The organism is Streptomyces sp. NPDC096046, assembly GCF_040303285.1.
In the GTDB taxonomy this organism is placed as follows: Bacteria; Actinomycetota; Actinomycetes; order Streptomycetales; family Streptomycetaceae; genus Streptomyces.
The window spans coordinates 173,577-186,241 of the sequence record NZ_JBEOSZ010000011.1 but is presented as its reverse complement, the minus strand read 5'-3'; the positions used below and the strand labels follow the sequence as shown (position 1 = coordinate 186,241).

Here is a 12,665-nt window from a genome sequence, read left to right as displayed (position 1 = left end):
CACGAGGTAGTGCCGAAACTGACCCTCTCCACCGTGCGTTGGGCTTCCGGCGCGCCGACTGAGCTTGAGTTCGCCGGGCGGTGCGCGTTGGCCGGGGCGTCGGCCGGGTCCGGCCAGCGGGTGGTGACGACCTTGCCGCGGGTGTAGAAGTGCGTGCCGTCGTTGCCGTAGACGTGGTGGTCGCCGAAGAGGGAGTCCTTCCAGCCGCCGAAGCTGTGGTAGCCGACGGGGACCGGGATCGGGACGTTCACGCCGACCATGCCCGCCTCGACCTCCAACTGGAAGCGGCGGGCCGCGCCGCCGTCCCGGGTGAAGATCGCGGTGCCGTTGCCGAACGGCGAGGCGTTGACGATGTCCAGGGCCTCCTCGTAGGTCTCCGTGCGCAGCACGCACAGGACCGGGCCGAAGATCTCGTCCTGGTAGGCCTTGGCGGAGGTGGGCACCTTGTCGAGCAGCGAGATACCGATCCAGTGGCCGTCCTCGAAGCCGTCGACCGTGTGGCCGGTGCCGTCCAGGACGACCTCGCAGCCCTCGGCCGCCGCGCCCTCCACGTAGGAGGCGACCTTGTCGCGGTGGACCTTGGTGATGAGCGGGCCCATCTCGGAGGCCGGGTCGTCGCCGGGGCCGATCTTGATCTTCTCGGCACGCTCGCGGATCTTCTCCACCAGTTCGTCGCCGATCGCGCCGACGGCGACGACCGCGGAGATGGCCATGCAGCGCTCACCGGCGGAGCCGTAGGCGGCCGAGACGGCGGCGTCGGCGGCCGCGTCGAGGTCGGCGTCGGGCAGGACCAGCATGTGGTTCTTGGCGCCGCCCAGGGCCTGCACACGCTTGCCGTTGGCGGAGGCGGTGGTGTGGATGTAGCGGGCGATCGGGGTCGAGCCGACGAAGGAGACGGCCTTGACGTCCGGGTGCTCCAGGAGACGGTCGACGGCCACCTTGTCGCCGTGGACGACGTTGAAGACGCCGTCCGGAAGGCCCGCCTCGGCGAGCAGTTCGGCGATCTTGATCGACGCCGACGGGTCCTTCTCGGACGGCTTCAGCACGAAGGTGTTGCCGCACGCGATGGCGAGGGGGAACATCCACATCGGCACCATCGCCGGGAAGTTGAACGGCGTGATGCCCGCGACGACGCCGAGCGGCTGCCGGATCGAGGACACGTCGACGCGGCTGGCGACCTGCGTCGACAGCTCGCCCTTCAGCTGGACGCTGATGCCGCAGGCCAGGTCGACGATCTCCAGGCCGCGCGCGACCTCGCCGAGGGCGTCGCCGTGTACCTTGCCGTGCTCGGCGGTGATCAGCTCGGCGATCGCGTCCCGGTTGGCGTCCAGCAGGGCGCGGAACCTGAACAGGATCGAGGTGCGCTGGGCCAGCGAGGACTGGCCCCAGGTCAGGTAGGCCTCCTTGGCGGCGGCGACCGCCGCGTCCACCTCGTCGACCGAGGCGAACGCGACCTTCGTCGTCACCTCGCCGGTCGCCGGGTTGGTCACCGGCCCGTGCGTGCCCGAGGCGCCTTCGACGGTCTTGCCGCCGATCCAGTGGTTGACGGTCTTCGTCATGGCCGAGAACTCCTTCACAGATGGCGGCGTCGGGTGGAGACGTGCCGTTCGTACAGCTCACGTGCCTTGACCGCGGACGGCCGTGTCGCGGTCTCGGCCACGGGTACATCCCACCAGGCCTGCGCGGGAGGCGCGCCCGACACTGTGTCTGCCGTTTGGGTCTCGACGTAGACACATGTGGGAGTGTCGGCCGCCCGGGCCTCGGCGAGGGCCTCCCGCAGGTCCCGTACGCTCTTCGCGCGCAGCACGCGCATGCCGAGGCTGGCCGCGTTGGCGGCGAGGTCCACGGGCAGCGGCGGCCCCGTGTACGAGCCGTCCGAGGAGGGGTAGCGGTAGGCGGTGCCGAACCGCTCGCCGCCCACCGACTCCGACAGCCCGCCGATGGACGCGTAGCCGTGGTTCTGGATGATCAGGACCTTGATCGCGATGCCTTCCTGGACGGCCGTGACGATCTCCGTCGGCATCATCAGGTACGTGCCGTCGCCGACCAGCGCCCACACGGGCCGGTCCGGGGCGGCCATCTTCACGCCGATGGCCGCGGGGATCTCGTAGCCCATGCAGGAGTAGCCGTACTCCAGGTGGTACTGGTCGCGGGACCGGGTCCGCCAGAGCTTGTGCAGGTCGCCGGGGAGGGAACCGGCCGCGTTGATCAGGATGTCCGACTCGTCGACCAGGGCGTCCAGGGCGCCGAGGATCTGCGGCTGGGTCGGGCGGGTGTCCGGTTCGTCGACCTCGTAGCAGGCGTCGACGCGCTGCTCCCAGCGCTCCTTGTCCTCGGTGTACTCGGTGGCGTACGACGGCGCGACCCGGTGGCCGTGCATCGCCAGCCTCTCGGTGAGCTCCTCCAGGCCGGTGCGGGCGTCCGCGATCAGGGGCCGCCCGGCCAGCTTGTGGCCGTCGAAGGAGGCGATGTTGAGGTTCAGGAACCGCACGTCCGGGTGGGAGAAGAGCGTGCCGGAGGCGGTGGTGAAGTCGGTGTAGCGGGTGCCGACGCCGATCACCAGGTCGGCGGTGCGGGCCAGTTCGTCCGCCGTCGCCGTGCCGGTGTGGCCGATGCCGCCGACGTCCTGGGGGTGGTCGTGGCGCAGGGAGCCCTTGCCGGCCTGGGTGGAGGCGACGGGGATGCCGGTGGCCCCGGCGAACTCGGCGAGGGCCTCCTCGGCGCGGCTGTGGTGGACGCCGCCGCCCGCGACGACCAGCGGCCTCTTCGCCGAGCGGATGATCCGTACCGCCTCGGCGAGTTCCGCCGGGTCGGCGCCGGGACGCCGTACGGTCCAGACCCGCTCGGCGAAGAACTCCTCGGGCCAGTCGTACGCCTCGGCCTGCACGTCCTGGGGCAGGGCGAGGGTGACGGCGCCGGTCTCCACGGGGTCGGTGAGCACACGCATCGCGTTCAGCGCCGAGGGGATCAGGGCCTCGGGACGGGTGATCCGGTCGAAGTACCGGGACACCGGGCGCAGGCAGTCGTTGACCGACACATCACCCGCGTAGGGCACTTCGAGCTGCTGCAGGACCGGGTCGGCGGGGCGGGTGGCGAAGATGTCGCCGGGCAGGAGCAGCACCGGCAGGTGGTTGATGGTCGCGAGGGCGGCGCCGGTGACGAGGTTGGTGGCGCCCGGGCCGATGGAGGTGGTCACCGCGTGCGTGGACAGGCGGCCCGACTGGCGGGCGTAGCCGACCGCGGCGTGCACCATGGCCTGCTCGTTGCGGCCCTGGTGGTACGGCATCTCCTCGGTGTGCTCCAGGAGCGCCTGCCCGATGCCGGCGACGTTGCCGTGGCCGAAGATGCCCCAGGTGGCGCCGATGAGCCGCTGCCGGACGCCGTCGCGTTCGGTGTACTGGGCGGCGAGGAAGCGGACGAGGGCCTGGGCCACCGTCAGCCTGGTCGTCTTCAGGGTCATCGGTACCCCTCCGTGTGAAGCGGCGTCGCCGGAACGGACCTTCGTGAGGACGTCGGCTCCGCCCTCACGCGAGGGGGACACGGGCCGACGGGCGGAACCGTTCGGGCCGTCGATCCCCACGTGGTGGGTCTCCCCCAGCCCCGGCGCCCTGCCGGGCCGGTGCTCGCCGAGCTCGCCGGGGAGTGAGTGGGCGGGCAGCCGCCGCTGCCGCGTTCCTGGACGGGGACCTCCGGCGCGGGGCCGTAGCGGGCGGGGAGTTGTCGCTCGCACTTCGCTCCTGCCAAAGCAAAGCGGCCTCCCGCGCCGGAGGCGATTGGGGCCCGGGCGTCACGGGGCGCGTACGCGAAGTCGGTCACCGACGCGCACACGCTCTCCCGGCCCGGGAGGGGGAACTCTTCGTCCTCGACGCGCACGATGCGCGCGCCGTCGAGGGGCGGCACGATCTCCGGGGCGTGCCGCACGCCGGCGGTGGCGCCCTCGGGAACGAACAGTTCACTGGTCATGCCACGGTCCTCACAGCAGTCCGACGGCGGTGTCCACGGCGGCGGCCACGTCGCCGTCGGCCGGGTACAGCAGCGAACGCCCCACGACGAGCCCGCACACGGTGGGCAGTTGGAGGGCGCCGCGCCACTTCTCGTAGGCCCCGTCCTGATCGTCGCCCACCTCGCCGCCGAGCAGCACGGCGGGCAGTGTGGAGGTCGCCATGACCTCGGCCATGTCGTCGGGGTTGTCGGTGACCGGGACCTTCAGCCACGTGTAGGCGGAACTGCCGCCGAGGCCCGAGGCGATGGCGATCGACTTGGTGACGGCCTCGGCCGAGAGGTCGTTGCGCAGCCGGCCCGTCGCGTCGCGGCCGCAGAGGAACGGTTCGACGAAGACGGGGAGTTTCCGGGCGGCCATGGCGTCGACGGCCCGGGCGGTGGACTCCAGGGTGGTCAGCGAGCCCGGGTCGGCGTAGTCGATGCGCAGCAGGAGCTTGCCCGCGTCGAAGCCGAGGCGCTCGATGTCCTCGGGGCGGTGGCCGGTGAAGCGGTCGTCGAGTTCGAAGCTCGCGCCCTGGAGGCCGCCGCGGTTCATCGAGCCCAGGACGACCTTGCCGTCGAGGGCGCCGAGCAGCAGCAGGTCGTCGAGGATGTCGGCGGTGGCGAGGACACCGTCCACACCGGGGCGGGACAGCGCCAGGCAGAGACGTTCGAGCAGTTCGGCGCGGTTGGCCATGGCCATGGCGTGGCCGCCGACGCCGAGGGCGCCGCGGGCCGGGTGATCGGCGGCCACGATCATCAGGCGGCCGGAGTCGTTCAGCAGCGGCCGGCGGGGGCGGCGGGCGGCGGCCTCGGCGATCGCCTCCGGGCGGTGGCCGCGCAGGCGGACGAGTGCGGAAACGTCGACGGTCACCGGACGGCCCCCGCCGTGACGGCCGCCTCGATCTCGCCCGGGGCGGGCATCGCGGACGAACACTCCAGGCGCGAGGCGACGATGGCCCCGGCCGCGTTGGCGTGCCGCATGGTCTTCTCCAGGTCCCAGCCGGCCAGCAGACCGTGCACGAGGCTCCCGCCGAAGGCGTCGCCGGCGCCGAGGCCGTTGAGGACGTTCACCGGCAGCGGCGGCACCTCGGCGCTCTCACCGGCGCTGTTCACCGCGAGGACGCCCTTGGGGCCCTGCTTGACGACGGCCAGTTCCACACCCGCGTCCAGGAGGGCGCGGGCGGCGGCATGGGGTTCGCGCTCGCCCGTGGCGACCTCCACCTCGTCGAGGTTGCCGACCGCGACGGTGGTGTGGCGCAGGGCCTCCTCGTAGAAGGGGCGGGCGGCCTCGGGGTCCGTCCAGAACATCGGGCGCCAGTCGAGGTCGAAGACCGTCGGGCCCGCCTTGGCGCGGTGGGCGAGGGCCGCGAGGGTCGCCGTCCGGCTGGGCTCCTCGCTCAGGCCCGTGCCCGTGACCCAGAAGGCCCGGGCCTCGCGGATCGCGTCCAGGTCGAGCTCGTGGGCGTCGATCTCCAGGTCGGGGGCCTTGGGCTGCCGGTAGAAGTACAGCGGGAAGTCGTCCGGCGGGAAGACCTCGCAGAAGGTGACCGGGGTGGGCAGGCCGGGCACCGGCGTGACCCAGCGGTCGTCCACGCCGAAGCCCTTCAGGGCCTCGTGGAGATAGTCGCCGAAGGGGTCGTCGCCGGTACGGGTGATCACCGCGGTCCGCCGTCCCAGACGCGCCGCGGCGACCGCGACATTGCTCGCCGAACCACCGAGGAACTTGCCGAAGGACGTGACCTGCGGCAGTGGAACGCCCGTCTGGAGCGGATACAGATCCACTCCGATCCGCCCCATGGTGATCAGGTCGTACGCCATCGGTGTCCCCTCGGTGCTCGGCTCTCCCCGGTTTTGTAGCCCCCTCACGAAGCCCTGTCAATGTTTTGTCCGGACATTCGGACCAGATCATGACAGCGCTTTCCGGTCGTCCATGTCCGGGTCCTCACAGTTCCGTAGTCTTCAGCCCGGCGTCCCGGTCCGCCTCTCCGGACGGCTGACGCTCGGCAGGGGGCGGGACACCGCGTCAAGGTGCCCCGCCGACGCCCCGGCGTACGTCTTTGCCCCGGCTGTGTCACAAACACCGCCTTCCTGTCACAGGTGTCGCGCGTGTGCGGGTCTTCCGTCACACCCGCGCACAGGTCCTGCCCTGGGTCACGGAGGGTCGTTGTCCGGACACAGGCTTGTCGATCGCCGGCGCACGCCCGGCTCCCCCGGACGGCCGTCCCGGCCGCCCCGTGGCGCGCGCGAGGAGGTACACGTCATGACCGACCGAAGACTCTGGTCCTACAAGGAGATCGCGGCACACATCCGGGTGCAGCCGGACACCGTGCGGTCCTACCGCAAGCACGGCCTGCTGCCCCCGCCCGACCACGTCGAGAGCGGCAAGCCCTACTGGTACGCCGACACCGTCCGGGCCTGGGTCGCCTCCCGCCCCGGCAACCGCTCCCGAAGAGCCGACTGATCCCTCCTGGCCCGAGCTCGTGCCCCACCACCGCGTGGGGCACGGTCATCCCAGGAGCGTCGGGGCTCCCGGCCGGCCGGAGCCACCACCCTCCGCACGGGCATCGTCGGCTCCCCTCACGGCCCGACGACCGTCACACCCGCTCCCGCCGCCGCACCATCCGCGACCTCAGCTCCACAGCCCGACGACCGTCACCCCCGCTCCCGCCGCCGCACCCATCCGCGACCTCAGCTCCACAGCCCGACGACCGTCACCCCCGCTCCCGCCGCCGCACCCATCCGCGACCTCAGCTCCACGGCTCAATGACCGTCACCCCCGCTCCCGGTGCCGCACCCATCCCCGCCAGTGCCGACGGCGCCTCGTCCAGCGCGATCGTCGACGTCACCAGCAGGTCGGGCCGCAGCACCCCGCTGCGGACGAGTTCCAGCATCGGCGGGTAGCTGTGCGCGGCCATGCCGTGGCTGCCGAGCAGTTCGAGCTCCAGGGCGATCGCGCGGGCCATGGGCACGGGGGTCGTGCCGGTCGGCGAGGGCAGCAGGCCGACCTGAACGTGCCGGCCCCGGCGGCGCAGGCCGTTCACGGAGGCGGCGCAGGTGGTGGGCGCGCCGAGGGCGTCGAGGGAGAGGTGGGCGCCACCGCCGGTCAGCTCGCGGATCGCCGCCGCGGTGTCCGCCACGCCCGTCGCGTCGACGCACCGCGCCGCCCCGAACGTCCGCGCCAGTTCCAGGGCGGCGGGCGACACGTCGACCGCCACGACCCGGGCGCCCGAGGCGGCCGCGATCATCACCGCCGACAGTCCCACCCCACCGCAGCCGTGCACCGCGACCCACTCCCCCGCCGCGACCCGGCCCTGTCGCACGACCGCCCGGTACGCCGTGGCGAACCGGCAGCCGAGCGACGCCGCCGTGGCACAGGACAACTCCTCGGGCAGCGCCACGAGGTTGGTGTCGGCGTGGTCCAGCGCCACGTACTGGGCGAAAGAGCCCCAGTGCGTGAAGCCGGGCTGGGTCTGGTGCTCGCACACCTGGTGGTCACCGGCCGCGCAGGACGGGCACGTGCCGCAGACACAGATGAACGGCACGGTGACCCGGTCGCCGGGCCGCCACCGGCCCACCCTGGCGCCCACCGCCTCGACGACACCGGCCAGTTCGTGCCCGGGCACATGCGGGAGTGCGATGTCGGGGTCGTGCCCTGCCAGCCGTGCCAGTCGCTGCGGCACAGCCCGGTGGCCTCGACCCGGACGACCACCCCGTGCTCCGCGGGCTCCGGGTCGGCGACCTCCCGGACCTCGGCCGCCTCCCCGTACCGCTCGAACACCACGGCCCGCATGGTCACCCGCCTTCCATTCGTCTCGTGTCCGGGGCGTCGGCATCCGGCCGCCCGCCCTGTGGCCTCCCCGGACGGTCGACGCTAGCGGGTCCGTCACGTCAGCCGGCCGACACGCCGACCTTGACTGACAGGGTTCGGCCTCGACCGCCGCCGGCCGAGGCGCGTCGCCCCCGACGGCGACGTCGTGGACTGATACCCCCTAGGGGTACAGTGGGTGTGGGGTCCCCCAAGGGACCCCACAGCCCCACACGCCTCGACGAGGAGTAACGACATGACCGCCCAGACCGACACCACGGGCCCCGTCACCACCGTCTTCAAGGTGAGCGGCATGAGCTGCGGACACTGCGAGGGCGCGGTCTCCGGCGAGATCTCCCAGATCTCCGGCGTGAGTTCGGTGACGGCCGTCGCCAAGACCGGCGAGGTCACCGTCGTCTCCGCGACCCCGCTCGACGACGAGGCCGTGCGCGCCGCCGTCGACGAGGCCGGCTTCGAACTGGCCGGGCGGGCCTGAGCCACCCGAGTCCGGCAGCCGGCCGGGTCCGAGACACTCCGGATCCGGCACTCGTACCCGTGCACAGGCCGTACGCCGCCGTTCCCGGCCCGCACGGCCCGTTCCGCTTCCCGGGCGCCCCGCAACTCCTGGAGTGAGGACATGACCAGCACCACCGCCCATGCACCCGCCGCCCGCGAGCCGGCCCTCGCCGAGGTCGAGCTGCTCATCGGCGGGATGACCTGCGCCTCCTGCTCGGCCCGCGTGGAGAAGAAGCTCAACCGCATGGAGGGCGTCACCGCCACGGTGAACTACGCGACGGAGAAGGCGCGGGTCACCTACCCCGAGGGCACCGAGGTCGCCGATCTGATCGCCACCGTGGTGAACACCGGGTACACCGCCGAGGAGCCCGCGCCCCCACGCGAGGAGACCTCCGCCACCGGGACGACGGACCCCGAGACGGCGGCCCTGCGCAGCCGCCTCACCGTCTCCGCCGCGCTCGCCGCGCCCGTGATCCTGCTGGCGATGGTTCCGGCCCTGCAGTTCGACCACTGGCAGTGGCTCTCGCTCACGCTCGCCGCCCCGGTCGTCGTCTGGGGCGGGCTGCCCTTCCACCGGGCGGCCTGGACGAACGCCCGGCACGGCGCCGCCACCATGGACACACTGGTCTCGCTCGGCACCCTGGCCGCGTTCGGCTGGTCCCTGTGGGCGCTGTTCCTGGGCGACGCGGGCCTGCCGGGCATGCGGCATCCCTTCGAGCTCACGGTCGCGCGCGGGGACGGCGCCTCCTCGATCTACCTGGAAGTCGCTTCCGGGGTCACCGCCTTCATCCTGCTGGGCCGCTACCTGGAGGCCCGCTCCAAGCGCCGCGCGGGGGCCGCGCTCAGGGCGCTGATGGAACTGGGCGCCAAGGACGTGGCCGTGCTGCGGGACGGGCGGGAGGTGCGGATCCCCGCGCAGCGCCTGGCCGTCGGCGACCGGTTCGTCGTACGGCCCGGCGAGAAGATCGCCACCGACGGCACGGTCGTCGAGGGCGCCTCCGCGGTGGACGCCTCGATGCTGACCGGCGAGTCGGTGCCGGTGGACGTGGTGCCAGGGGACCCGGTCACCGGCGCGACGGTCAACGCGGGCGGTCGGCTGGTCGTCGAGGCCACCCGGGTCGGTGCCGACACCCGGCTCGCGCGGATGGCGAAGCTGGTGGAGGACGCGCAGAACGGCAAGGCAGAGGTGCAGCGGCTCGCCGACCGGATCTCCGGGATCTTCGTGCCGGTGGTGCTGCTGATCGCCGTCGCCACGGCCGGCGCGTGGCTCGGGCTGACCGGCGACGGCGTCGCCGCCTTCACCGCGGGCGTCGCGGTGCTGATCATCGCCTGCCCGTGTGCTCTGGGCCTGGCCACCCCGACCGCCCTGATGGTCGGCACGGGCCGCGGCGCCCAGCTCGGCATCCTCATCAAGGGCCCCGAGGTCCTGGAGTCCACCCGCCGGATCGACACGGTCGTCCTGGACAAGACCGGCACCGTCACCACCGGCCACATGACCCTGCACGACGTGCATCTCGCCGAGGGCGCCGACGAGAAGGAGGTGCTGCGGCTCGCGGGCGCCGTCGAGCACGCCTCCGAGCACCCCGTCGCCCGCGCGATCGCCGTGGGCGCCGAGGAGAGGGCCGGTCACCTCCCGGACGTCGAAGGGTTCGAGAACGTCCCCGGGCGGGGCGTACGCGGACGGGTGGAAGGCCGCGAGGTCGCCGTGGGGCGGCTCTTCGACGCCATGCCGCCGGAGCTGGCCCGCGCGCGGGACGAGGCCGAGCGGGCCGGGTACACGGCCGTCGTGGCCGGCTGGGACGGGACGGCACAGGCCGTTCTGGCCGTGGCGGACACCGTCAAGGAGACCAGCGCCGAGGCCGTGCGCGCGTTGCGCGCGCTGGGGCTCACGCCAGTGCTGCTGACCGGGGACAACCGTGCGGTGGCCGAGACGGTGGCCGCGGCCGTGGGAATCGAGCAGGTGGTGGCCGAGGTCCTGCCCGAGGACAAGGTCGACGCGGTACGGCGGCTGCAGGCCGAGGGGCGGGTCGTCGCCATGGTGGGCGACGGCGTCAACGACGCGGCCGCGCTCGCCACCGCCGATCTGGGCCTGGCCATGGGCACCGGCACGGACGCGGCGATCGAGGCGGGCGATCTGACGCTGGTGCGCGGTGATCTGCGGGTGGCGGCGGACGCGATCCGGCTGTCCCGCCGGACGCTGGCCACGATCAAGGGCAATCTCGTGTGGGCCTTCGGCTACAACGTGGCCGCCCTGCCGCTGGCCGCCGCGGGCTTGCTGAATCCGATGATCGCCGGAGCCGCGATGGCCTTCTCGTCGGTCTTCGTCGTCACGAACAGTCTGCGGCTGCGAACATTTCGGTGAAGTCGCCCGAATTCGCCCCAAGTTCACGGCGACCGCGAGGGGAGCCCCTCTGGAGTCCCGAGCCCGGCTCACATAAGCTCTTCACAAGGCTCGCGCATCATCCTTACGCTTGGGCCTCGAACGGCATACCTGGGCTCTTGCGCATCTAACGGACATACGCAAGAGACGCGGATCACAGTGATGTGAACGTAACCATCGAAGGGGTTCGAAGGTCTAAGTTGACGATGTCAGGGAGCGTCTTGGGGGGCGCCACCTGACATCTGGAGATGTCTTGGGGGACCTCTCCGGAGATGCGTTGCCGGGGCACGTACACCGGGAAGCTTTGAGCGGCCCTCCCGGGCGTGCGCTGTCCCGGCAGATCGCACACCACCGCAGTACCGCAGTACGACGAGTTCTGCTCGTTTTACTCAACAGCGATTCAGGCGCTGTCCTCACAGACGCCCGGCCGGATCCCGTGGGGGGAATCCGCACCGGGACTGGGAAGGCGCCCTGGACGTCGGCCCGTGGGGGGACCGACGCCGGGGCGCCTTCTTCATTGCGTACGAAATCCCGCGAGAGATCACGCGAAAGCCCTCAACCCTAGACCGAAGCCCGCACCCGCACCCGCACCCGCACCCGCATGGGGAAGCCCGCCCGCCCACGCGGAAGCCCCCGCACCCGGCAAGCGGATACGGGGGCCGAAGAGGTGCCGCGGCTGTGCGGCTCAGCGCTCCTCGACGGGCACGAAGTCGCGCTCGACCACGCCCGTGTAGATCTGGCGCGGGCGGCCGATGCGGGAGCCCGGCTCCTTGATCATCTCGTGCCACTGGGCGATCCAGCCCGGCAGGCGGCCGAGGGCGAACAGGACCGTGAACATCTCGGTCGGGAAGCCCATGGCCCGGTAGATCAGGCCCGTGTAGAAGTCGACGTTCGGGTAGAGGCTGCGCGAGACGAAGTAGTCGTCGGAGAGCGCGTGCTCCTCCAGCTTCAGCGCGATGTCCAGCAGTTCGTCGGACTTGCCGAGCGCGGACAGCACGTCGTGCGCGGCGGCCTTGATGATCTTGGCGCGCGGGTCGAAGTTCTTGTAGACCCGGTGGCCGAAGCCCATCAGGCGGACGCCGTCCTCCTTGTTCTTCACCTTGCGGATGAAGGTGTCGACATCGCCGCCGGAGTCGCGGATGCCCTCCAGCATCTCCAGCACCGACTGGTTGGCGCCGCCGTGCAGCGGGCCCCACAGGGCGTTGATGCCGGCGGAGATCGAGGCGAACATGTTCGCCTGCGAGGAGCCGACCAGACGGACCGTGGACGTCGAGCAGTTCTGCTCGTGGTCCGCGTGCAGGATCAGCAGCTTGTCGAGCGCGGAGACCACGGTCGGGTCGAGCTCGTACTCCTGCGCCGGGACCGAGAAGGTCATGCGGAGGAAGTTCTCGACGTAGCCGAGGTCGTTGCGCGGGTAGACGAACGGGTGACCGATCGACTTCTTGTACGCGTACGCGGCGATCGTCGGGAGCTTGGCGAGCAGGCGGATCGTGGAGAGGTTGCGCTGGCGCTCGTCGAACGGGTTGTGGCTGTCCTGGTAGAACGTGGACAGCGCCGAGACGACCGAGGACAGCATGGCCATCGGGTGGGCGTCGCGCGGGAAGCCCTTGTAGAAGTTCTTGACATCCTCGTGCAGCAGGGTGTGCTGCGTGATGTCGTTCTGGAACGTCGAGAGCTCGTCGACCGTCGGCAGTTCGCCGTTGATCAGCAGGTAGGCGACCTCCAGGAAGGTGGAGCGCTCGGCCAGCTGCTCGATCGGGTAGCCGCGGTACCGCAGGATGCCCGCTTCGCCGTCCAGGTACGTGACGGCGGATTTATACGCGGCCGTGTTGCCGTAACCGCTGTCCAGCGTCACCAGACCGGTCTGGGCGCGGAGCTTTCCGATGTCGAAGCCCTTGTCACCGACGGTGCTGTCGATCACCGGGTAGGTGTACTCGCCGTCGCCGTACCGCAGTACTACAGAGTTGTCGCTCACGTCTT

General features: G+C 71.7%; 8 protein-coding genes and 2 pseudogenes. 3 read left to right on the top strand and 7 right to left on the bottom strand.

Annotation, left to right across the window (positions count from 1 at the left end; translation table 11 throughout):
- The 5 genes and pseudogenes from mmsA to iolC form a co-directional block, all read right to left on the bottom strand.
- A partial coding sequence (gene mmsA / locus ABTX62_RS13260) for a CoA-acylating methylmalonate-semialdehyde dehydrogenase (RefSeq protein ID WP_352116253.1) occupies positions 1-1,559 on the bottom strand: 1,559 nt, incomplete at its 3' end.
- A gap of 14 nt (positions 1,560-1,573) precedes the next feature.
- Positions 1,574-3,460, bottom strand: coding sequence for a 3D-(3,5/4)-trihydroxycyclohexane-1,2-dione acylhydrolase (decyclizing) (gene iolD, locus ABTX62_RS13255; RefSeq protein WP_352116259.1), 1,887 nt, complete (start codon positions 3,458-3,460; stop codon positions 1,574-1,576).
- Between the two features lie 21 nt (positions 3,461-3,481).
- Positions 3,482-3,903: pseudogene (locus ABTX62_RS13250) on the bottom strand (5-deoxy-glucuronate isomerase); the annotation flags it as partial.
- Between the two features lie 70 nt (positions 3,904-3,973).
- The gene (locus ABTX62_RS13245; protein WP_352116252.1) at positions 3,974-4,855 is read right to left on the bottom strand and encodes a Cgl0159 family (beta/alpha)8-fold protein; all 882 of its coding nucleotides are present in this window, start codon (positions 4,853-4,855) and stop codon (positions 3,974-3,976) included.
- Positions 4,852-5,802: a 5-dehydro-2-deoxygluconokinase gene (iolC, locus tag ABTX62_RS13240; protein WP_352116251.1), complete on the bottom strand. Its 951-nt coding sequence runs from the start codon at positions 5,800-5,802 to the stop codon at positions 4,852-4,854. Before iolC ends, ABTX62_RS13245 begins: the two co-directional genes overlap by 4 nt.
- 442 nt (positions 5,803-6,244) lie before the next feature.
- On the opposite strand from iolC, the gene ABTX62_RS13235 reads away from it, so the two are divergent.
- Positions 6,245-6,445 (top strand): helix-turn-helix transcriptional regulator, encoded by a 201-nt coding sequence (locus tag ABTX62_RS13235; protein WP_283973684.1) that lies wholly within the window; start codon positions 6,245-6,247, stop codon positions 6,443-6,445.
- A gap of 286 nt (positions 6,446-6,731) precedes the next feature.
- On the opposite strand, the pseudogene ABTX62_RS13230 reads toward ABTX62_RS13235, so the two are convergent.
- A pseudogene (locus tag ABTX62_RS13230) lies at positions 6,732-7,774 on the bottom strand (zinc-dependent alcohol dehydrogenase family protein).
- 271 nt (positions 7,775-8,045) lie between these two features.
- On the opposite strand from ABTX62_RS13230, the gene ABTX62_RS13225 reads away from it, so the two are divergent.
- Positions 8,046-8,285, top strand: coding sequence for a heavy-metal-associated domain-containing protein (locus tag ABTX62_RS13225; RefSeq protein WP_352116250.1), 240 nt, complete (start codon positions 8,046-8,048; stop codon positions 8,283-8,285).
- A gap of 141 nt (positions 8,286-8,426) precedes the next feature.
- Complete coding sequence (locus ABTX62_RS13220) at positions 8,427-10,667, top strand: heavy metal translocating P-type ATPase (RefSeq protein WP_352116249.1); 2,241 nt, start codon at positions 8,427-8,429, stop codon at positions 10,665-10,667.
- 703 nt (positions 10,668-11,370) lie between these two features.
- Here the strand turns inward: ABTX62_RS13220 and ABTX62_RS13215 are convergent.
- Positions 11,371-12,660 carry a citrate synthase gene (locus tag ABTX62_RS13215; RefSeq protein WP_283973688.1) on the bottom strand — a complete coding sequence of 430 codons (1,290 nt, stop codon included), beginning with the start codon at positions 12,658-12,660 and terminating at the stop codon, positions 11,371-11,373.
- Positions 12,661-12,665 lie beyond the last annotated feature (5 nt).

Bases quoted from the DNA above. Each gene is read 5' to 3' on its own strand.
- iolD (WP_352116259.1), bottom strand. From the start codon at position 3,460: ATGACCCTGAAGACGACCAGGCTGACGGTGGCCCAGGCCCTCGTCCGC.
- iolC (WP_352116251.1), bottom strand. From the start codon at position 5,802: ATGGCGTACGACCTGATCACCATGGGGCGGATCGGAGTGGATCTGTAT.
- ABTX62_RS13235 (WP_283973684.1), top strand. From the start codon at position 6,245: ATGACCGACCGAAGACTCTGGTCCTACAAGGAGATCGCGGCACACATC.
- ABTX62_RS13225 (WP_352116250.1), top strand. From the start codon at position 8,046: ATGACCGCCCAGACCGACACCACGGGCCCCGTCACCACCGTCTTCAAG.
- ABTX62_RS13220 (WP_352116249.1), top strand. From the start codon at position 8,427: ATGACCAGCACCACCGCCCATGCACCCGCCGCCCGCGAGCCGGCCCTC.